Genomic DNA, 20,049 nt, shown 5'->3' on the forward strand with positions numbered 1-20,049 from the left:
TCACCTTTTTCTTATAAGGAATGAATTAGTTCTTGATCATTTGACGCAGAACGGTTTGCAGGATGCCGCCGTTACGGTAGTAGTCAACGTCCACGAGGGAGTCGAGGCGTACGATAACTTTGAACTCAAGCTGCGAGCCGTCTTCTTTTGTCGCAATAACCGAAACCAGGTCGCCAGGCTGAACATCGTTCGTCAGACCAACGATATCGAAGGTCTCGAAGCCTGTCAGACCAAGCGCCTGCCAGCCTTGGCCAGCTTGGAATTGGAGCGGAAGAACGCCCATGCCAACCAGGTTGGAACGGTGGATACGCTCGAAGCTCTCTGTAATAACGGCTTTAACGCCGAGGAGGAACGTACCTTTAGCTGCCCAGTCACGGGAGCTGCCCGTACCGTACTCTTTACCGCCGAGTACAACCAGGTTCGTTTTGTCCGCTTGGTATTTCATCGAAGCATCGTATACGGAAGTCACTTCGCCGGTAGGCTGGTAAGTCGAGAAGCCGCCTTCTGTGCCTGGTGCCATGTGGTTGCGGATACGGATGTTCGCGAATGTACCGCGAACCATAACTTCGTGATGACCGCGGCGGGAGCCGTAGGAGTTGAAGTCTTTCTTCTCAACGCCGTTAGCGATCAGATATTTACCGCCTGGAGCATCTGGACGGATGCTGCCTGCAGGCGAGATATGGTCCGTTGTAACCGAGTCGCCGAGAGCAAGCAGAGTTTTCGCTGCTTTGATGTCTTCAACGTCGCGGATGCCGTCAGCAAGGCTGTCGAAGAACGGCGGGTTAGCGATGTAAGTGGATTTTGGATCCCACTCGTACAGTTCGCCTTCCGGTACCGGAATCGCGTTCCAACGCTCGTTTTGCGTGTATACATTCTCGTATTTTGCACGGAACATTTCCGGGGACAGCGAAGCGCTCATCGCGTCGGCGATTTCTTGGTTCGTTGGCCAGATGTCTTTCAGGAAGACAGGCTCGCCTTGCGGATCGAAGCCGATTGGCTCGCTAGCAAAGTCGATGTTAACCGTACCAGCCAGCGCGTAAGCAACAACAAGCGGCGGCGATGCCAGGTAGTTCGCTTTGATTTGCGCGTGGATACGGCCTTCAAAGTTACGGTTACCGGACAATACGGCAGCAACCGTCATGTCGTTGTCGGCGATTGCTTGGCTTACGTCTTCAGGCAATGGACCGGAGTTACCGATACAGGTTGCGCAGCCGTAACCGGCAACGTGGAAGCCAAGTGCTTCGAGGGACTCGAGCAGGCCAGCTTTTACGAGGTAGTCGGTAACAACCAGGGAGCCTGGAGTCAGGGAGCTCTTCACGTATTCAGGCTTAACGAGACCGCGAGCGACAGCTTTTTTCGCAACAAGGCCCGCGCCTACCATTACGCTAGGGTTGGAAGTATTCGTACAGGAAGTGATAGCGGCCAGAACGACTGCGCCAGCTTTCATTTCGCTTACTTTACCGTTAGCGTGGTTGATTGTAACAACTTCGTCCGTTTTCTCGTCAGTCAGGCCATAGCCGCCTTTGTCGACCGGCTTGCGAACGATTTCGTTCCAAGCATCCTTCATCGAAGTCAGCTCGATACGGTCTTGCGGACGTTTAGGACCGGCAAGGGAAGGAACAACCGTCGACAGGTCGAGTTCAACCACTTCAGTGAAGACAGGGTCCGGAGTTGCGTCCGTACGGAACATGTCTTGGGCTTTGTAGTAAGCTTCAACCAGCTCGATTTGCTCTTCCGTACGGCCAGTTGCGCGCAAGAAGTCGAGTGTAGTAGCGTCAACCGGGAAGAAGCCGATTGTTGCGCCGTACTCAGGAGCCATGTTGGCAACCGTTGCACGGTCAGGAAGGCTGATGTTGGACAAGCCGGAGCCGAAGAACTCGACGAATTTGCCGACAACGCCTTTTTTGCGAAGCATTTGAGTGATAGTCAGGGCAAGGTCAGTCGCCGTTGCGCCTTCTGCCAGACTGCCAGTCAGTTTGAAACCGATAACTTCCGGAGTTACGAAGTAAAGCGGTTGGCCAAGCATGCCAGCTTCCGCCTCGATACCGCCAACGCCCCAGCCAACGATACCAAGACCGTTGATCATCGTCGTATGGGAGTCGGTACCTACGAGGGAATCCGGGAATACGAAGGTTTCGCCGTCAACTGTTTTTGTAGCGGCAACGGATGCCAGGTACTCAAGGTTAACTTGGTGAACGATACCCGTATCCGGCGGTACAGCACGGAAATTATCGAATGCCGTTTGTGCCCAACGGAAGAAGCGGTAGCGCTCTGCGTTCCGTTCGAATTCGATACGTTGGTTGATTTCAAGCGCGTCCGGGGAACCGAATGCGTCAACCATGACCGAGTGGTCGATTACGAGATCGACAGGTACAAGCGGGTTGATTTTTTTAGGGTCGCCGCCGGCTTTTTTAACCGTTTCGCGCATTGCCGCAAGGTCAACGACAACCGGTACGCCGGTCAAGTCCTGCAGAACGATACGGGATGGGATGAAAGGAATTTCTTTGTCATCGCGGTTAGCCGCCCAGTCAGCGAGTTGTTTAACATGCTCTTTTGTAATGGCACGGCCGTCGAATTGACGAACAGCGCCTTCGAGCAATACTTTGATCGAAAATGGAAGTTTGGAAATGTCACCTAGTCCTTGGTTTTCAAGTCCTTGTAGGCTGTAGTAAGCATACGACTTACCGCCGACTTCCAGGCTGGACCGTACGGAGTAGTGGTCTTGATTTGCCATGTTCGGGTATTCCTCCTTGAATGGTGTTGACGATTTTGTTGTTTCATTCTGTGAAACTCTATTTCAAAAATCGTTATGTCTTTATTATAGCTTGTGATGTGAGGTTCGTAAAGCGGATTCAGACAGACATTGGCGGAAATTCACGGTTTTTCGTATAGGGAATGGGATGAAGGAGCAGTTACTTTTGAGCAGTCACTTCCTATTCTATAGAAGATGCGATAGAACTTCGGTATAATGGACATGATGTCATTGTGAAAAGGAGAGAGTGAAACATGACTACAACGAAAAAGCTTGGCAACGTCAAGCTGTCTATATTAGATCTTGCGCCAATTGTAGAGGGCTCCACCGCCTCGGACGCCTTGCGCAACAGTTTGGATCTTGCTCAGCACGCCGAGAAATGGGGCTATACCCGCTATTGGGTAGCCGAGCATCATAGTATGCCGGGTATTGCAAGCTCGGCAACTTCATTAGTAATTGGGCATATCGCGGGCGGCACTTCAACGATTCGGGTAGGATCCGGCGGGATCATGCTTCCGAATCATGCACCGCTGGTTATTGCGGAGCAGTTCGGCACGCTGGAATCGCTCTATCCCGGACGAATTGATCTGGGTCTTGGCCGTGCGCCGGGCAGTGACCGGCAGACGATGATGGCGCTGCGCCGTGACTTGTACGGCGGAGAGAATTTCCCGGAAATGCTGGAGGAGCTGCGCGCCTTCTTCAAAGGTCCGGAGTCGGAGAAAGCGGTTCGTGCCGTACCGGGCGAAGGCTTGGATGTGCCGATCTGGCTCCTTGGTTCGAGCGATTTCAGCGCAAGGTTGGCAGGGCAGCTTGGCTTGCCGTTTGGCTTCGCCAGCCATTTCTCGCCGGACTTTACGCTGCCGGCATTGGATATTTACCGCAGCAGCTTCAAGCCTTCGGTATATTTGGATCAGCCGTATGCCATGGTAGGCGTGAACGCGATCGCAACGGAAACGGATGAGCATGCGGAATGGCTCGGAACAACGCTGGAGCAGCAGTTCCTGAATCTGATCCGCGGAGGCGTGCCAAGAAAGATTCAGCCGCCGGCTGATCTGGAAGGCTTCGCGAATCCGTACGAGCTGTCGGCTGTTCGCAATCAGCTTCGTACGGCAATCAAGGGAAGTCCGCAGACGGTCGAAGCTAAGCTGAACGCTTTTATTGAACAGACGCAAGCCGATGAAGTGATCATTAACACGGCGATCTATGATCATCAAGAGCGCCTGAAATCCTACGAGCTGATTGCGCAGCTCGGATTAATCGGCAGCAAGGGATAAGCGGGAGAGCAGCCTTAGGGCTGCTCTTTTGGAGTTTGCCGAAGGCTTAACGATGTCCGGCATCGCCAAGGTGCTGGAATCAGCCGCTTGAGCAGAAAAAAAGACGAGGCAGGGATACCTGCTTCGTCTTTTTGCATTTTTATATTAGCGGAGGTTCGGAACGTCTACTTCCGGGCTCGTATCCGCTTCATAATCGACACCGTCGGTTTCGAAGCCGAACAGCTGGAAGAACTCGCGGCGATAGCCCTCGAGATCGGACAATTCGTATACGTTCTCCGTCGTAATCTCGCTCCACAGCTTGTCTACTTCTGCCTGCACGTCTTCGCGCATTTCCCAGTCATCCATGCGGATGAGACCTTTTTCGTCAACCGGCGTAGGGCCGTCGATATACAGGCGGGTTGCGAACATGCGGTACATTTGCTCGATGCAGCCTTCGTGGATGCCTTTTTCCTTCATGACTTTGAAGAGGGCCGAGATGTACAAAGGAACGACTGGAATCGCAGAGCTTGATTGGGTAACCAATGCTTTGGCGACGGCGACGTAAGCGCGTCCGCCAATTGGCGACAGCTGCTCGGTCAGGCGTTGAGCCGTTACTTCGAGATCGTTTTTCGCGCGGCCGATTGTGCCGTCACGGTATACCGCATGCGTAATTTCCGGACCAACGTAAGAGTAAGCAATCGTTGTTGCGCCTTCAGACAGAACACCTGCCGCCTCCAGCGCGTCCATCCACATTTGCCAGTCCTCGCCGCCCATAACGGTAATCGTTTGGCTGATTTCATCTTCCGTAGCCGGTTCGATCGTTGCTTCCGTAACAACGCCGTTGTGGAAGTTAACCGTTTTGTTCGAATAGGTTTGGCCGATTGGCTTGATAACGGAGTTAAACACTTCGCCCGTTGTCGGATGAACACGGCGCGGTGCTGCAACACTGTACACAACCAGGTCAACAGAGCCAAGCTCCGTGCGGATTAGGTCAATCGTTCTTGCTTTGGTCTCATCGGAGAAAGCATCGCCGGAGAGGCTGAACGATTTCAAGCCGGCTTCTGCAGCAGCTTTCTCGAACGCCGCGGAGTTATACCAGCCTGGCTTCGCCGTACGGGAGCCTTCAGCTCCTTTGCTGGTGAATACGCCTACCGTGCTGGCGCCGGCACCAAACGAAGCTACGATGCGGGATGCCAGACCATAACCTGTGGATGCGCCGATGACCAGCACATTGCGAGGGCCGGAGATTTTGGGCTGAGACTGCACATATTCGACTTGACGCTGTACTTGCTCTGCGCATCCAACGGGATGGGCGGTTGTGCAAATAAAGCCGCGAGATTTCGGTTTAATGATCATATGGTAAAATCCTTTCTTCATTAAAATCATAAGTATAGGTTCTATCAATATAACAAGCCATTTCTCATTTTACCGATTTTTAGCTCCAAAGGGAAGTTCACGCACAAATGAAATCACAAAAACTAGGGCCAAGCCCATATTCGCAGCCGATGCTGCCGGGTTAGCCCTAGTCGAGTAAGTATTGTTCAGGTTTAAAACACGGCTTTCTAGAAGCGGCCGGCGATTTGCTGTTCGGCAAGCTGGACGAGACGTTTGGTAATCGATCCGCCTATGGAGCCCATGTCGCGCGTGGTCATATTGCCGTAGTAGCCGTCAGCGGGAAGCTGAATGCCCAGCTCTTGCGCGATCTCGAACTTTAATTGTTCAAGCGCGGCGCGAGCTCCGGGTACTAACAAATTATTTCGGTTCGCCATTGTTTTGGCCTCCTAAAAAGAATGATCACACAAATGGTCGGACTCGACCATTCATGATGATTCTTGCATCGTAAGCATGAGTTTAAAGAATGATCACACAAATGGTCGGACTCGACCATTCGTGATGATTCTTGCATCGTAAGCATGAGCTTAAAGAATGATCACACAAATGGTCGGACTCGACCATTCGTGATGATTCTTGCGTGGTCGTGATTAGACGGTTGGTGAAGTTATTATGCGATGCCGGGAAAAGGATTATACGTCATTTTCTCCTTATTTTACCGATGATGTACGGTTTGAATATTGGGGTCATGACTGTAATCGGGCCAAGTTGCATAAACTGGATATATTCCATACTGTAGGAGACGTGATACAGATGAAGGATTTGTTCGGAAGAGCCGTATCGTTTGGACTTGGATTTGCGGTGACAAGCAAGGAACAGGTCGAGAAGCTGGCGGAGGAATGGGTGCGAAAAGGGGAGATAACGAAAGCCGAATCTTCCGTATACGTGGATGAGCTGCTTAAGAAAGGCGAAGAAACGCGCAACAAAATAGAAGAAATGATCCGTGACCGCGTGCAATCCATCATCGGGGAGAAGTATGTAACAAGAGAGCAATACGAGCAGCTGGAGCAGCGGGTGGCTGCGCTGGAGCATAAAGAAACTCCCGTGGATTGAACTGAGGCGGATGTATGAGCGTAAGATCAAAATTCCGGCATTTGCAGCGTTATCGGGAGATTGGGATCGCATTTGTCCGCAACGGCTTTGGGTATATCGCCAAGGATTTGGGACTGCCGGAAACGGGAATGCTGCTGCATGGCGGCGAGAGACAAGGCATTCGCAAACGCGGAGTCGGCGAGCGGCTTCGCATGTTTCTGGAGGAGCTTGGGCCCACCTTCGTTAAGCTTGGCCAAATGGCAAGCATCCGGCCCGACTTGATTCCGGCCGGCATTATCGCGGAGCTGGAGCGGCTGCAGGATCATGTCCAGCCTTTCTCCTATTCGGAGGCCGTACATATTATTGAAGATGAACTAGGCTCGCCGCTTGAGCGTTTGTTTGCGGAATTTAGCGAAGAGCCTCTGGCATCCGCTTCGATCGGGCAGGTGTACCGGGCCAAGCTGCTGGACGGCACATTGGTGGCAGTCAAAGTGCAGCGCCCCAATATCCAGAAGGTTATCGAGACCGATCTGGATATTTTGTCGGAGCTTGCCCGCGTGGCAGAGCACCGTCTGGAATGGGCGCGCAACTACCGGCTTCGGGATATGATTGACGAGATTGCAAGGGCGCTCCGGGCGGAGCTTGATTACGGATTGGAAGCCAGAAGCGCCGAACGGTTTGCCGCTCAGAGCAGCAGGCTTGACGGAGTGATCATTCCGGCTGTTTATTGGGAATATACGAGCAAGCTGGTTCTGACGATGGATTACATGGAAGGCATCAAGCTGTCGGATAGCGGTCGCCTCGAGCAAGAGGGCTATGACATTAAAAAGCTCGCCGAACGCTACGCGAAGGCGATTTTTAACCAGGTGCTGGTCGACGGCTTTTTCCATGGGGACCCGCATCCGGGCAATGTGCTGGCTCTGCCTGACGGGAACCTGGCTTTTCTTGATTTCGGGATGGTCGGGCGGTTGTCTCCGGATATGAAAAAGCATTTTGCCACCTTCGTGATTGGTTTGCGCAATCAGAGCACAAGTACCATTATCCGGGCGATTAACGGAATGGGCTTTATTCCGGATGATACGGACAGGAAGGCGCTCCGGGCGGATGTCGATGAGATGAGGGACAAATATTACAAGGTTCCGCTCAGCCAGGTGAAAATAGGACAGTCGGTGAACGAGCTGTTCGCACTGGCGTTTCGTCACGGGATACGAATTCCGTCCGAACTGACGCTGCTCGGCAAGACGTTCCTTACCATGGAGGGCGTAGTAACGGCGCTTGATCCCGCATTTAGCGTCTTTGACGTAGCTGAACCGTTTGGCCGGAAGCTGGTCATAGAGAAGCTGGATCCGCGCCGGATTGCGCGCAAATGGGCGGATGATATTCCGGATTATCTGGAGCTGCTGTCGGAGGTTCCGCTTAGTCTGCGGAGCGTTCTGAATACGATGCGAAAGGGCAGGCTGGGGCTGGATCTGGCGATCCCGGAGTTAAATGCCGTTCTGAAAAAAATGGACCAGATCAGCAACCGGCTAAGCCTCAGCATTGTGCTGCTGTCGTTCAGCATTATTATGGTCGGCCTCATCATCGGCTCATCGATGGGTCATCAGAATACGGTGCTGTGGAATATACCGGCGATTGAGATCGGGTTTGGGATTGCGGCTATTCTTTTTGTGTGGTTGATCGTCGCGATTATTCGGAGCCGATAGATTTATTTGAATGTCGTCGTTTTTTGAAGCCATTTCATTAATAGCAAATAAAAAAGCTGTCCTCCCGCATGGGAAGACAGCTTGACGTGTTAGATAGACAGCTTCTGGCCGGGCTCGAGGAGCTGGCCTTTTAAGCCTTTTGCCTCCAAAGCCTGAACGAAGGCTTCTGCGTCCTGACGGATAACCGGGAACGAGTTGTAGTGAACGGGGATTGTCAGCTTGGCGTTAAACCATTCAGCCGCCTGCAGGGCATCTTCGGGACCCATTGTGAAATGGTCGCCAATCGGGATAAGCGCAACGTCGATGTTATGACGGTCGCCGATCATTTTCATATCCCCGAACAAAGCGGTATCGCCGGCATGGAGAATGGTTTTGCCATCCACGGTAATAATGTAGCCGGCTGGCATGCCGCCGTAGATAATGCGCTGCTCTTCCGCAATGGTAATGCCCGAGCTGTGGAAGGCCTGGATCATCTTCGCTTTGGCAAAGCCAAGATCAACCGTACCGCCGATGTTCATGCCAATCGTTTCAAGTCCTTTCCAGGACATGTAAGTTGCCAGCTCAACGATAGCGACAACAGGCGCGTTGTTCGCGCGCGCGATAGGCTCCGCATCCAGAATATGATCCATGTGGGCATGCGTCAGGAGAACCGAGTTCACTTTAATGTCTTCCGGCTTCGTTACAGCCAGTTCATTCCCGCGGAGGAAAGGGTCGATGACAAGCGAGTTATCGCCCGAAGTAATTTGGACACAGGAATGCCCGTGAAAAATAATATCAGTCATTGCAGCAGCTCCTTAACTGTTTTGGTGGACAAGTCTCGTGGTAAGTTTAATGCGTACGCCGGATGGATCGGTGACGAATGCGGTACCGTCCTGCTGTTCTACGGAAATGCCCGAGGCAAGAAGCCGCTCAAGGGCCGAGGATAGCGCTCCGGAATCAGGATAGACAATCGTGAAGTAATCAAGTCCCGTAGATTGAGGGGAAGGAGCGGGAGCTCCGATGCCGGCCCAAACGTTAAGCCCGATATGGTGATGATAAGCTCCGGCCGATACGAACAGAGCGCGCATTTGGGCGTAATCCCCGACAATATCGAAGCCAAGCAAGCCGTTGTAAAAGGCTTTTGATTCCGGAAGGCCTACCGTATGCAGATGAACATGACCCATGATGGTCTCGGGCGGCAAACCTTTCGTTATATCTTCTTCGCCGGCCTCCTGCAGTAGTCCTTCCCAATCGATCGGATCCGTGGCCATCACATAATCGCCGTTTGGATCGCGCTTCCATTCGGAGCGTGGTCTGTCGGCATAAATCTCGATTCCGTTATTATCCGGATCGGAGATATACAGCGCTTCGCTGACCAGGTGATCGGCTTGTCCGAGCGGAATGCGGTGGGCGATAAGCCGTTTCAGGGCTAGACCCAGCTCTTTGCGGTTCGGAAGCAGCAGGGCGTAATGGTACAGCCCGGTTGTCCTTCTCCGCTCGGGTGCCGCAATGGCATCCGGTATTTGCTCAAGCAGAACGAGAGCTGTCTTGCCATCGGCAGTCAATGCGGCAGTCAGGTCGGTCTGCTCCAGAATCCTGAGGCCAACGACCTCGGTGTAGAAGCGGAGAGATTGTGCAAGGCTGCTGATTTTGAGTTTTACAGCGCCTAGGACGGTATCTGGATGGATGCTTATGGACATGATGAAGCCCTCCTTCTCTTGGTTACTTTTCGTAAATTAATATAGATAATATACTTAGTGTTGTCAAGTTATGGGTTTGTGAAGTCGGGGGCAGGGCGGAGGTGCTTGCAGCCGAAAAGACGAAGATTATGTACCTTTGTTAGTTTGGAATAATAAAGCGATTACGATACACGATAACGAGATTTGGCGATAGAGCCGGGCAAAAAAATAAAGCCCGCGAAGTCCGCGGGCTCATATCAATTATTTAATTAAACCTGCATGGACAAGACCGTTGCGGATTCCGCCGTCGCTCACATGCGTCGTGATGTAATTCGCGAAGGGCTTCAGCTCTTCGTGGGAGTTGCCCATGGCGATGCCAAGGCCTACGACCTCCAGCATTTCTTTATCGTTCAGACCGTCGCCGAATGCAATGGCTTCTTCCGGCGCGATGTTGAGCAGCTTGAGCAAAGCTTTGATGCCTTGCGCTTTGGAGCCGTCGTTTGTAAGAACGTCCATCGCCGTATCATGCCAGCGGATAAACCGCAGACCCGGATTCGCCGTTCCGTATAGATGCTCTTCGTCCGCTGTACAATGCAGGAAGATCTGGTAGACATCTTCCTTCTGCCAGAAGTCCGGATCAAAGCCCGGCTGTGCCACGCGAAGCGAGGCTACGGAATTAAACACATGCGGATGCGATTCGGTATTGCGGTAGAAGGAATCATGTCCTTCGAATACCAAGGTATGCTTGTTCGTTGCGGCGTGGTTAACCAAGGCTTCCACGTCTTCGCGAGGTATAGGGCGCCGATAAATGGCCTCACCCTTGTACACGACATACGCGCCGTTCAGGCTGACATAAGAATCAATTCCAAGCTGCTCGGCAATCGGAGCGAAGAAATACGGCGCTCTGCCCGTAGCGATAACAGCAGGGATACCGCTTGCTTGCAGGTCCCGGATGGCATCAATCGTATCTTGAGGGATTTGTTTTTCTTCATCCAATAACGTGCCGTCGATGTCAAAGAAAGCAATTTTATAAGGCATAGCTGACCTCTCCCATTCTCCTGTTTACGTATCATCTATATATGGACGTACTATACCATCGAATTCCGTCATTAGGCAAGCTTCAAAGGCTGGAAGATGCAACATTTGGGATGTGAACATTTGCATAAATCGGTGTAAAGAAGTAGGAGTTAAACCCATTTTGCGATATAATCAATGTTGGGTTTTCTATAATTGGGAAATAAGGAGAATGCACATAATGGAAAAAACATTGATCTTCGGGCACAAAAATCCGGATACAGACACAATCTGCTCTGCGATTGCCTACGCGGAATTGAAAGCAAAACTTGGTTTTGACGTTGAAGCGGTACGCCTTGGCGACGTTAACGGCGAAACGCAATATGCACTGGACTACTTCAAGACGGAAGCTCCTCGTTTTGTCGAGTCGGTCGCTGGCGAAGTAAACAACGTCATCCTGGTCGACCATAACGAGCGCCAGCAGAGCGTTTCCGATATTGATCAAGTACGAGTTGTTGAAGTTATCGATCACCACCGCATCGCTAACTTTGAGACAGCAGGTCCTTTGTACTTCCGCGCTGAGCCTGTAGGCTGCACGACGACAATCTTGAACAAGCTGTACAAGGAAAACGGCGTAGCGATCCGCAAGGAAATCGCCGGCCTTATGCTCTCCGCCATTATCTCTGACTCCCTTCTGTTCAAATCGCCGACTTGCACGGAGCAAGACGTGGCAGCAGCTCGCGAGCTGGCTGAGATCGCTGGCGTGGACGCAGACGTTTACGGTCTGGAAATGCTGAAAGCCGGCGCGGATCTTCGCGACAAAACAATCGAGCAGCTCCTGTCCCTTGACGCGAAAGAATTCGCGATGGGCAGCGCAAAAGTGGAAATCGCTCAAGTCAATGCGGTTGATACAAACGATGTTCTCGTTCGCCAAGCTGATTTGGAAGCAGCTATCAACGAAACGATCGCGAAAAAAGGTCTGGACCTGTTCGTGCTTGTTGTAACGGACATCCTGAACAGCGACTCGATCGCGCTCTCGCTCGGTGCTAAAGCTAACGCTGTTGAGCAAGCTTACAATGTAACGTTGGAGAACAATAAAGCGCTTCTCAAAGGCGTAGTATCGCGTAAATCGCAGATCGTTCCGGTTCTAACCGAAACATTGAGCAAGTAACATAGCGAAAGGTTTCTGGTTAAACCGAAACATTGAGCAAGTAACATAGCGAAAGGTTTCTGGTTAAACCGAAACTTTGAGCAAGTAGCATAGCGAAAGGTTTCTGGTTAAACCGAAACATTGAGCAAATAACATAGCGAAAGGTTTCTGGTTCTAACCGAAACGCGGAGTAAGTAATACGCTATATAATAGAAGAAAGAGGTTGCCCCCGGTGGACAACCTCTTTTTTCTTCCCATCATCCGCTTATTTCAACCGAAGCACCATATCCTCTTCATCCCAGTATTGATCCCCGGATTTCATAGCATTCCGCTCAATGCCGAATACTTCGAACCCGCAGCCGGCGTAGAGGGCTTTGGCGGCCGTATTATCCGAAATGACGGTCAGATTAATCTGCTCGAGCCCCTCTAGCCGGGAAGCCTTTCTTACCAGCTCCTTAATGAGCTGTTTGCCTATTCCAAGGCCGCGTGCCTCTGGCGCAACGTACATCGCATAGATATTCCCTTTGTGAAAAATCTTCGGCTTATATTCTCTGACGAAAGTAACCATTCCTGCAAGCTTGTTATTGTAAAAAGCGCCTAATGTAAATCGTCCATCCTCCGGCCTGAGCTGTTCCCGGATTTCTTCGATAGGTCTTGCTGCTTGGATCTCATAAGTGGTGAGATAAGCTTCGGGACTGTCGAGTAAGGATTGCAGCCGCAGCTCATGGCATGTTTCCGCATCATTTTCGTTCAAGACTCTGATTTCCAAGGGAACCCCTCCAATAATTATAGCTAATCATGAATGATTCCATACGGGGAGCAGGTAATCCTGTGTTCCAATAAAAAAATGGATGAGCTTACATCGCTCAACCATTTTATAATAGAAAATTTAGTTTACTACGCGGCGCGCAGTAACATATTTATTTGCCCAGTAGGAGTTGTTCATGTCAGTTACCGTAATGCCTTGGCTTGTGGAGCTATGAAGGATCTTTTTCGAGCCGGCGTAAATCGCCACGTGGCTGATGCTGATGCCGTTTGTCTTGAAGAAGACAAGATCGCCTGTGCTCAGCTCCGTCTTTGGAACTTTTTTACCTACTTTTGCTTGCTCAGCTGCTGTGCGAGGAAGGTTAACGTCGAGACCGGCAAACATGAATTTCGTGAAGGACGAGCAGTCAAAAGCATATGTAATGCCGACTGGAGCACCGTATTTGTAAGGTACGCCTAAGTAGTTTTTGCCTTCGCTGATCAAGGCCAGCGTTTTTTCAGTTGCAGCATTTGCGTGATTGGCTGCTGTTGCAAGAGTGAACGCCGAAGCGGCGATCGTAGCAAGCAAACTCATGGTCATCATTTTCTTAAGGGATTTAAGTGTTTTCATGGTTGTATGGTTCCTTTCGCTTCTAAAATTCATCCGAATATAGATTCCATCTTGACTGGGATTACTATACCACATCCGAAACAGCATAAATTTTGCCAATTAGAGAGAAAGATCAATGAATTGTAAAGAAAGACACCTTTATGAGAATTAAATGAGAATCTGTTTAGAAACCTTCTCATGACAGTCTCATCATATTGACGGCTGATGGATCAGTGCCATATAATTAGGTAGCCTATTATTATTAGTCCTAAAATAATTGGTTGCTTACATATTTAAAGGATGAGGTGATCAAATGGCCGGCGGTGAAGAAGAGACCGCAGCGCGGAAACTGATTGAAGTGTTTATGCTGTTCAACAAGATGAACTGGAACCATCAGCCGCTGGATCTCAAACAGAAGCATAGCGAGCTTCGGCTGCTTGTTGTAATCAAACGTATGGGCAAAGGGGAAGAAGAAGGAATCAAGGTATCGGATTTAAGCAAGTTTCTGCGCGTAACCTCACCAACCGTCACGCAGCTGCTTAACCGGCTGGAAGAGATGGGGCTTGTTGTTCGCAAGGAGGACCCGAAAGATAGAAGAGCGGTCCGCGTATTTCTAACCGAAGAAGGCGACTTAACCGCCAAAAAGGCATTAAAGGGTTTTCTAGATCGGATGAACGGTTTGATTGATTACTTGGGCGAGGATGACACGGAGCAATTGATCCGCCTGCTCAAGAAGACCACGACGTATTTCGAACAAATGAATCTGAACGATTCAGGTGGAGATGATTAATTCATGTTGAAATTGTTCCGCTATTTGAAGCCATTTCGGCTCTTAGTAGTTGGGGTATTAGTATTCGTCTTCCTGCAGACGTTGTCGGACTTATATTTGCCGACTTTGATGGCGGATATCGTAGACAAGGGCGTTTCGGTAGGCGATAAATCTTACATTTGGAAAATTGGCGGCTTCATGCTGCTTGTTGCGGCAGGGGGCGGAATTTGCTCCGTGCTGGCGAGTTATTTCTCGGCTAAATCGGCAATGGGGTTTGGACGGGATGTCCGCACCAAAGTGTTCGGACATGTGGAGGATTTCTCCCTGCAGGAGTTCGATAAGATCGGCACGGCTTCGCTAATTACCCGGACTACCAATGATATTACGCAAGTTCAGCAAGTGCTGATTATGATCTTGCGCATGATGATTACCGCGCCAATGATGTGCATCGGCGGTATTATTATGGCGATTTCCAAGGATGCGAAGCTGTCTCTTGTCTTCGTTGTCGTGATCCCGGTGCTCGCGGGAGCCATCTTCCTGGTAGTCCGCAAAGGGATTCCGCTGTTTAAGGCGATGCAAGTGAAGATTGATAAGCTGAACCTGGTTCTGCGCGAAGGGTTGACGGGTATTCGCGTTATTCGTTCTTTTGACCGGATCAGCCATGAGAACAAGAAGTTTGATGCGGCAAACACGGATCTGACGGATACAGCGGTACGCGTCAATAAAATTATGGCGGTTCTTATGCCGCTTATGATGCTCATTATGAACATTTCGACCATCGTGATCATCGCAATCGGCGGCATGCGAATGGATCATGGCAACATGGAGATTGGTTCTCTGATGGCTTTTATCCAATACGGCATGCAAATTATGTTCTCGCTCTTGATGATGTCGATGATGCTTATTATGATTCCGCGCGCCCAGGCATCGGCCGTACGGATTAATGAAGTGCTTGAGATGATCCCTACGCTGACGGACAAAGATTCGACGAAGAAAAACAGCGGCAAAGAAGGTTATGTGGAGTTTAAAGGCGTTACGTTCAGCTATCCCGGTGCCGAGCAGCCTGCATTATCAGATATTTCGTTCCAGGCGGGACCTGGTGAGATTACAGCCATTATTGGCGGTACCGGAGCGGGCAAATCTACGCTGGTGAGCTTGATTCCCCGTTTCTATGATGTGGATTCCGGTCAGATCTTTATTGACGGCATGGACGTAAGAGACATGTCCCAAGAGGATCTCCGTCATAAGATCGGCTTTGTTCCTCAGAAGGCCGTATTGTTCACGGGAACGGTGGCGGAAAATATCCGTTACGGCCGGGAGGAAGCGACGGATGAGGAAGTGACTCATGCCGCGGCGATTGCGCAGGCTTCCGAGTTTATCGGCAAGATGGAGCAAGGCTACGATTCGATGATTGCGCAGGGCGGAAATAACGTATCCGGCGGTCAGAAGCAGCGCTTGTCCATTGCCCGCGCTTTGGTCAGAAGACCGGAAGTGTACGTGTTTGACGACAGCTTCTCGGCGCTGGACTTCAAGACGGATGCGAAGCTGCGCGCGGCTCTGAAGTCTGAAGTCGGCAATGCGACGGTTATGCTGGTTGCGCAACGCGTAAGCACCGTTATGGATGCCGACCGGATTGTCGTTCTGGATGAAGGACGCATAGCCGGAATCGGCAACCATAAAGAGCTTATGCAAACTTGCGATGTCTACAAGGAAATTGTATCGTCGCAGCTGTCTGAGGAGGAGATCGCATGAGCCAGACAAAAGGAAACGGCCGTCCGCCCGGCGGACCCGGCGGGCCAGGCAAAGGCCCTGGCATGGGTGGTCCCGGCGGATTCGGGATGCCCGTGCAGAAAGCGAAAAATTTCAAAGGTACGCTGTTTCGCTTAATGGCTTATTTGAAGCCGCATCAAACCAAGCTGTTAATGGTGCTGCTTACGGCGATACTAAGTACCGTATTTAGCATTGTCAGTCCAAAAATCATGGGTCATGCGATGACGGAGCTGGCGGAAGGGTTTTTTACAAAAAACATTGATTTTGACGCGATTAATAAAATTCTGGTTATTCTCGTCGTCCTGTATCTCATCAGCTCCGTGTTCAGCTATATCCAGCAGTATCTGATGGCGGGCGTAGCCCAGAATACGGTTTATGATTTGCGCAAGCAGGTGAATGCGAAGTTTAACCGGCTGCCTCTTAAATATTTTGACTCAAAATCCAATGGTGAAATATTGAGCCGCGTCGTTAATGACGTCGACAATATCGCCAACACGCTGCAGCAAAGCTTGACCCAGCTGATCACGTCGGTCATTACTCTGATCGGTATTATCATCATGATGCTTACGATCAGTCCGCTTATGACGTTAATCGTGTTCTTAACCATTCCGGTGAGCTTGGTCGCAACGGCTGTTATTGCAAAGCGCTCGCAGAAATATTTCGTCAAGCAGCAAGCGGAGCTCGGCAAATTAAACGGTCACGTGGAAGAAATGTATACGGGGCATAAAATTGTTAAAGCCTTTGGCCGCGAGCGCGAATCGATGGAGAAGTTTAATGAAATGAACGATCAGCTGTATGATGCCGGCTGGCGTGCTCAATTTATCTCCGGCATTATTATGCCGATCATGAGCTTTATCGGAAATATCGGTTACGTGTTTGTCAGCATCGTTGGCGGTATTCTTGTTACGAATCGGGCCATTCAAGTGGGGGATATCCTGGCCTTCATTCAATATACCCGTCAATTTACATGGCCAATCACGCAGCTGGCTACGATCTCGAACGTAATCCAATCGACTATCGCATCTGCGGAACGCGTCTTTGAGCTTCTCGATGAGGAAGAGGAAGTACTGGAGGCTAACCAAGCGAAGACGGTCTCGCGTCCGAGCGGCTCCGTGAAGTTCGATCATGTGAAGTTCGGCTATACGGCTGACAAGACCTTGATCGACAACATGAACATCGACGTGCTGCCCGGTCAGACGGTTGCGATTGTTGGTCCAACCGGTGCCGGCAAAACAACCCTCGTTAACCTGCTCATGAGGTTCTATGAGCTGAACGACGGTAAAATCACAATCGATGGCGTTAACATTACCGACCTGAGACGCAGCAATTTGCGGGGCATGTTCGGAATGGTGCTGCAGGATACCTGGCTCTTTAACGGCTCAATACGCGACAACATCGCTTATGGACGTGAAGGCGCAACGGAAGAGGATGTCGTGAACGCTGCTAAAGCTGCCCATGCCGACCACTTTATCCGGACGCTGCCGGATGGTTACGATACGATTCTGAACGAAGAAGCTTCCAATATATCGCAAGGGCAAAAGCAGCTGCTTACGATTGCCCGGGCAATATTGGCTGATCCGTCTATTCTGATTCTTGACGAGGCAACCTCCAGCGTTGATACGAGGACAGAGGTTTACATTCAGAAGGCAATGGGCCATCTGATGGAAGGCCGAACAAGCTTCGTTATCGCGCACCGTCTATCGACGATCCGCGACGCCGATCTGATTCTCGTCATGAACCAAGGCTCGATTATCGAGCAGGGTACACACGAAGAGCTCCTCGAGCAAGGCGGCTTCTATGCGGATTTGTATAATAGCCAGTTTACGGGGAAGGCAATCGAGGCGGTGTAATCGAGCAGTTGTCTTTAGAACCTAGTAAACCTAGCAAAGCCTCCCCCTGCATCGATGTGGGAGGCCAAGTGAAAAAGAGAAAGCGCGATTTATTGCGCTTTCTCTTTTTTGTTTCTTATATGTATTTTTCAAGTTCGATTTCATCTTGTATAGGAATGTTGTAATTGCCAAGAAGCGGGATGGCCGGCTTCAGCTTTCTTGATTCAATAACGGCATTAGGATAGATGGCGATCACGCGATACCCGCGCTTTTGGTAAAACCTCAGCGCGTCTATATTATCGTTTGTTGTTATCAGCCAAAATCGATTAACTCCGGATTTTTTTACAGTCTGCTCCACGGCCGTTATTAACTTACTCTCAATGCCTAAGTCTCCGGCTGTTGAGTTAATACTCGTTAGTTCACTTTCATTTGCCTCTATTCGATACGTGGCAGCTCCGACCCGTTTACCGTCTATCCAGGCAATAACGATATTCAAATCTTTAAAATGATGCTCTTTACCTTTGGATATGACGGTTTCACCGCCCCACTCACGCACCCATAGTTCTCTTAGCCATTCATGGTCGCTGTCTGTCAATGAAGGCAGTATGATTATCTCATTATTTTTTTCCATAGATATCAACGGAGACCTCCTTCTCTAATTAAGCATGGCATAGTATAATTGTTAGTTCCAAGATATGTAAGTATTTAGTGGGGGCGGGATTAAAATCAGAAATTAAGAACAACTCGACTATCGGAGGTAATATAATGAAGCCAATACGAAACTCGGCTAAAGCCATTATTATACGAGATCAGAAGATTTTGTTGACGGTTAACAAAGATGATGAGGGATTGTTTTATATTTTTCCAGGAGGAGGGCAGGAAGCGGGAGAAAACCTGCATGATGCCGTAAAGAGGGAGTGTTTGGAAGAGCTTGGTGAGGGAGTAACGGTTGGGGATCTAATGTACACCCGCGAATATATAGGGAGAAACCACGAGTATGCGGAATGGGATTCGGAAATGCATCAGGTTGAGTTTTATTTTGAATGTGCTCTTATGGCGGAGCAGCCAACCTTCGAGAATGTAACGATTCCTGATTCTAACCAAGTAGGCATTGAATGGATCGAGATCGACAAGCTGGATGAGTTCAGAGTATATCCCAAAGCAATAGTGCAGCCAATAAAAAGCATGGACCGTGACATGCGGTATCTAGGCGATGTGAATTAAAGGCGATTTGGAGTTTCGCCGGAAGGAGGGATCAGGCAGTTAATAAGGTTGTTGCTAATCTCAATTGCCAAGGGGGAACCTATGAGGTTCGAAGAGAATCAAATCCTAGAGCTGTTTAATAGTCTAAAGGCGGCAGAACAAGATGAACTAATTCGTCTGCTTACGCAAGCATTCCGGACGGAAATATCGCTAACACCAGAAGCATTGGCTGCTTCACCGTTGGAACAATTAATGCCCATGCGGGATATTATTCGCGGATATGTATTAACGAAGAAGAATGTACCCGATATTAAACAAGCTTATGCAGCGATGCATAACAAGAATCTGCCAAGGAAAATCAGATTTGGTCTCGTAAAGGAGTCAACGAAGAATGACGATTAAAGCGGCGATTTTTGATCTGGACGGCACCTTGCTCGATCGGGACACTTCGCTTGCTTGCTTTATTCGAGATCAATATGAACGATACCCGGCATTTCATAGCGTTGAGAAGGAAGCTTGGACAAAGCGGTTCATTGAGCTTGATCAGCATGGGTATGTGTGGAAGGATCAGGTGTATCGGCAGCTGCTCGCCGAATTCCGGATTCAGCATGTGCACGGGGATGAGTTGTTGGAGGATTATTTGAGGTCTTTTCAAAAGCATTGCGTTGGGTTCCCGAATCTGATCTCTATGTTGTCGTCCTTAAAGAATCAGGGTATCAAGCTCGCTTTAATCTCAAATGGGTACGGCCAATTTCAATATGATAATTTCAAAGCTTTAGGCATAAGCGAATACTTCGACGAGGTACTTATCTCGGAATGGGAAGGACTGCGTAAGCCGGATCCGGCTATTTTCCATCGTGCATTAGCCAGACTTGGGGTCAAAGCGGAGGACTCCCTATTCGTAGGCGACCATCCCGACAGCGATATTAGAGCAAGCCGTGCGGTTGGCATGAAAGCCGTATGGAAGCATAATCCTTTCTTTTCTCCGGAAGTTGAGGCAGACGGTGTCATTCAGGATTTGGAGGAACTGATCTCGTTTGTATGCTGTTGATGAATTGACCTATGACACCAAACAAACTATACCGATTGCGGATTCGTACCTTGCTTGGTATTAATCAATTTAAAAGATGGATAGGGACTTCGGATACTTGCCGAATCTCTATCCATTTT

General features: G+C 50.0%; 19 protein-coding genes. 10 read left to right on the forward strand and 9 right to left on the reverse strand.

Annotated features, from left to right (window positions below; genetic code table 11):
• Window positions 1-25 precede the first annotated feature (25 nt).
• Window positions 26-2,734, reverse strand: a complete 2,709-nt coding sequence (gene acnA, locus M3194_RS06980; RefSeq protein ID WP_251652712.1) for an aconitate hydratase AcnA — start codon at window positions 2,732-2,734, stop codon at window positions 26-28.
• Between the two features lie 272 nt (window positions 2,735-3,006).
• Here acnA and M3194_RS06985 point away from each other — a divergent pair, with 272 nt between their 5' ends.
• On the forward strand, window positions 3,007-4,026 hold the full coding sequence (locus tag M3194_RS06985) for an LLM class flavin-dependent oxidoreductase (protein ID WP_251652713.1): 1,020 nt from the start codon (window positions 3,007-3,009) through the stop codon (window positions 4,024-4,026).
• A gap of 144 nt (window positions 4,027-4,170) precedes the next feature.
• On the opposite strand, the gene fabV is transcribed toward M3194_RS06985, so the two are convergent.
• Window positions 4,171-5,361, reverse strand: coding sequence for an enoyl-ACP reductase FabV (gene fabV, locus M3194_RS06990; RefSeq protein ID WP_251652714.1), 1,191 nt, complete (start codon window positions 5,359-5,361; stop codon window positions 4,171-4,173).
• A 206-nt stretch (window positions 5,362-5,567) separates the two neighbouring features.
• A complete protein-coding gene (locus tag M3194_RS06995; RefSeq protein WP_251652715.1) occupies window positions 5,568-5,774 on the reverse strand; it encodes an alpha/beta-type small acid-soluble spore protein in 207 nt (68 codons plus the stop codon).
• Window positions 5,775-6,150: 376 nt separating this feature from the next.
• On the opposite strand from M3194_RS06995, the gene M3194_RS07000 reads away from it, so the two are divergent.
• A complete protein-coding gene (locus M3194_RS07000) occupies window positions 6,151-6,450 on the forward strand; it encodes a phasin family protein (protein ID WP_251652716.1) in 300 nt (99 codons plus the stop codon).
• 14 nt (window positions 6,451-6,464) lie between these two features.
• Window positions 6,465-8,132: an ABC1 kinase family protein gene (locus M3194_RS07005; protein WP_251652717.1), complete on the forward strand. Its 1,668-nt coding sequence runs from the start codon at window positions 6,465-6,467 to the stop codon at window positions 8,130-8,132.
• 89 nt (window positions 8,133-8,221) lie between these two features.
• Here the strand turns inward: M3194_RS07005 and M3194_RS07010 are convergent, their stop codons facing one another.
• The 3 genes from M3194_RS07010 to M3194_RS07020 all read right to left on the reverse strand — a co-directional run bounded on the left by M3194_RS07010 (window position 8,222) and on the right by M3194_RS07020 (window position 10,828).
• Window positions 8,222-8,914 carry a metal-dependent hydrolase gene (locus tag M3194_RS07010; RefSeq protein ID WP_251652718.1) on the reverse strand — a complete coding sequence of 231 codons (693 nt, stop codon included), beginning with the start codon at window positions 8,912-8,914 and terminating at the stop codon, window positions 8,222-8,224.
• A 12-nt stretch (window positions 8,915-8,926) separates the two neighbouring features.
• Window positions 8,927-9,811: a VOC family protein gene (locus M3194_RS07015; RefSeq protein WP_251652719.1), complete on the reverse strand. Its 885-nt coding sequence runs from the start codon at window positions 9,809-9,811 to the stop codon at window positions 8,927-8,929.
• Window positions 9,812-10,051: 240 nt separating this feature from the next.
• Window positions 10,052-10,828, reverse strand: a complete 777-nt coding sequence (locus tag M3194_RS07020) for a Cof-type HAD-IIB family hydrolase (RefSeq protein WP_251652720.1) — start codon at window positions 10,826-10,828, stop codon at window positions 10,052-10,054.
• A 217-nt stretch (window positions 10,829-11,045) separates the two neighbouring features.
• On the opposite strand from M3194_RS07020, the gene M3194_RS07025 reads away from it, so the two are divergent.
• Window positions 11,046-11,975 (forward strand): manganese-dependent inorganic pyrophosphatase, encoded by a 930-nt coding sequence (locus M3194_RS07025; RefSeq protein WP_251652721.1) that lies wholly within the window; start codon window positions 11,046-11,048, stop codon window positions 11,973-11,975.
• Window positions 11,976-12,219: 244 nt separating this feature from the next.
• Here M3194_RS07025 and M3194_RS07030 read toward each other — a convergent pair whose 3' ends face one another.
• Both M3194_RS07030 and M3194_RS07035 read right to left on the reverse strand, forming a co-directional pair.
• Window positions 12,220-12,723: a GNAT family N-acetyltransferase gene (locus tag M3194_RS07030; RefSeq protein ID WP_251652722.1), complete on the reverse strand. Its 504-nt coding sequence runs from the start codon at window positions 12,721-12,723 to the stop codon at window positions 12,220-12,222.
• 120 nt (window positions 12,724-12,843) lie between these two features.
• Window positions 12,844-13,329 carry a C40 family peptidase gene (locus M3194_RS07035; protein WP_251652723.1) on the reverse strand — a complete coding sequence of 162 codons (486 nt, stop codon included), beginning with the start codon at window positions 13,327-13,329 and terminating at the stop codon, window positions 12,844-12,846.
• Between the two features lie 292 nt (window positions 13,330-13,621).
• Between M3194_RS07035 and M3194_RS07040 the strand changes: the two genes are divergently transcribed.
• Genes M3194_RS07040 through M3194_RS07050 form a run of 3 tightly spaced genes read left to right on the forward strand, consistent with a single transcriptional unit; the run spans window position 13,622 to window position 17,697 of the window.
• Window positions 13,622-14,098 (forward strand): MarR family winged helix-turn-helix transcriptional regulator, encoded by a 477-nt coding sequence (locus M3194_RS07040; protein WP_251652724.1) that lies wholly within the window; start codon window positions 13,622-13,624, stop codon window positions 14,096-14,098.
• A 3-nt stretch (window positions 14,099-14,101) separates the two neighbouring features.
• Window positions 14,102-15,829, forward strand: a complete 1,728-nt coding sequence (locus tag M3194_RS07045) for an ABC transporter ATP-binding protein (protein WP_251652725.1) — start codon at window positions 14,102-14,104, stop codon at window positions 15,827-15,829.
• Window positions 15,826-17,697 (forward strand): ABC transporter ATP-binding protein, encoded by a 1,872-nt coding sequence (locus M3194_RS07050; protein WP_251652726.1) that lies wholly within the window; start codon window positions 15,826-15,828, stop codon window positions 17,695-17,697. Before M3194_RS07045 ends, M3194_RS07050 begins: the two co-directional genes overlap by 4 nt.
• 115 nt (window positions 17,698-17,812) lie before the next feature.
• Here the strand turns inward: M3194_RS07050 and M3194_RS07055 are convergent, their stop codons facing one another.
• On the reverse strand, window positions 17,813-18,307 hold the full coding sequence (locus M3194_RS07055) for a GNAT family N-acetyltransferase (protein WP_251653194.1): 495 nt from the start codon (window positions 18,305-18,307) through the stop codon (window positions 17,813-17,815).
• 134 nt (window positions 18,308-18,441) lie between these two features.
• Between M3194_RS07055 and M3194_RS07060 the strand changes: the two genes are divergently transcribed.
• The 3 genes from M3194_RS07060 (at window position 18,442) to M3194_RS07070 (ending at window position 19,930) form a co-directional block, all read left to right on the forward strand.
• A complete protein-coding gene (locus M3194_RS07060; protein WP_251652727.1) occupies window positions 18,442-18,900 on the forward strand; it encodes an NUDIX domain-containing protein in 459 nt (152 codons plus the stop codon).
• An 81-nt stretch (window positions 18,901-18,981) separates the two neighbouring features.
• Window positions 18,982-19,281 carry a hypothetical protein gene (locus M3194_RS07065; RefSeq protein WP_251652728.1) on the forward strand — a complete coding sequence of 100 codons (300 nt, stop codon included), beginning with the start codon at window positions 18,982-18,984 and terminating at the stop codon, window positions 19,279-19,281.
• Window positions 19,271-19,930 (forward strand): HAD family hydrolase, encoded by a 660-nt coding sequence (locus M3194_RS07070; protein ID WP_251652729.1) that lies wholly within the window; start codon window positions 19,271-19,273, stop codon window positions 19,928-19,930. Before M3194_RS07065 ends, M3194_RS07070 begins: the two co-directional genes overlap by 11 nt.
• Window positions 19,931-20,049: the final 119 nt, after the last annotated feature.

Source organism: Paenibacillus glycanilyticus, from assembly GCF_023715145.1.
GTDB lineage: Bacteria > Bacillota > Bacilli > Paenibacillales > Paenibacillaceae > Pristimantibacillus > Pristimantibacillus glycanilyticus_A.

Bases quoted from the DNA above. Each gene is read 5' to 3' on its own strand.
- acnA (WP_251652712.1), bottom strand. From the start codon at position 2,734: ATGGCAAATCAAGACCACTACTCCGTACGGTCCAGCCTGGAAGTCGGC.
- M3194_RS06985 (WP_251652713.1), top strand. From the start codon at position 3,007: ATGACTACAACGAAAAAGCTTGGCAACGTCAAGCTGTCTATATTAGAT.
- fabV (WP_251652714.1), bottom strand. From the start codon at position 5,361: ATGATCATTAAACCGAAATCTCGCGGCTTTATTTGCACAACCGCCCAT.
- M3194_RS06995 (WP_251652715.1), bottom strand. From the start codon at position 5,774: ATGGCGAACCGAAATAATTTGTTAGTACCCGGAGCTCGCGCCGCGCTT.
- M3194_RS07000 (WP_251652716.1), top strand. From the start codon at position 6,151: ATGAAGGATTTGTTCGGAAGAGCCGTATCGTTTGGACTTGGATTTGCG.
- M3194_RS07005 (WP_251652717.1), top strand. From the start codon at position 6,465: ATGAGCGTAAGATCAAAATTCCGGCATTTGCAGCGTTATCGGGAGATT.
- M3194_RS07010 (WP_251652718.1), bottom strand. From the start codon at position 8,914: ATGACTGATATTATTTTTCACGGGCATTCCTGTGTCCAAATTACTTCG.
- M3194_RS07015 (WP_251652719.1), bottom strand. From the start codon at position 9,811: ATGTCCATAAGCATCCATCCAGATACCGTCCTAGGCGCTGTAAAACTC.
- M3194_RS07020 (WP_251652720.1), bottom strand. From the start codon at position 10,828: ATGCCTTATAAAATTGCTTTCTTTGACATCGACGGCACGTTATTGGAT.
- M3194_RS07025 (WP_251652721.1), top strand. From the start codon at position 11,046: ATGGAAAAAACATTGATCTTCGGGCACAAAAATCCGGATACAGACACA.
- M3194_RS07035 (WP_251652723.1), bottom strand. From the start codon at position 13,329: ATGAAAACACTTAAATCCCTTAAGAAAATGATGACCATGAGTTTGCTT.
- M3194_RS07040 (WP_251652724.1), top strand. From the start codon at position 13,622: ATGGCCGGCGGTGAAGAAGAGACCGCAGCGCGGAAACTGATTGAAGTG.
- M3194_RS07045 (WP_251652725.1), top strand. From the start codon at position 14,102: ATGTTGAAATTGTTCCGCTATTTGAAGCCATTTCGGCTCTTAGTAGTT.
- M3194_RS07050 (WP_251652726.1), top strand. From the start codon at position 15,826: ATGAGCCAGACAAAAGGAAACGGCCGTCCGCCCGGCGGACCCGGCGGG.
- M3194_RS07055 (WP_251653194.1), bottom strand. From the start codon at position 18,307: ATGGAAAAAAATAATGAGATAATCATACTGCCTTCATTGACAGACAGC.
- M3194_RS07060 (WP_251652727.1), top strand. From the start codon at position 18,442: ATGAAGCCAATACGAAACTCGGCTAAAGCCATTATTATACGAGATCAG.
- M3194_RS07065 (WP_251652728.1), top strand. From the start codon at position 18,982: ATGAGGTTCGAAGAGAATCAAATCCTAGAGCTGTTTAATAGTCTAAAG.
- M3194_RS07070 (WP_251652729.1), top strand. From the start codon at position 19,271: ATGACGATTAAAGCGGCGATTTTTGATCTGGACGGCACCTTGCTCGAT.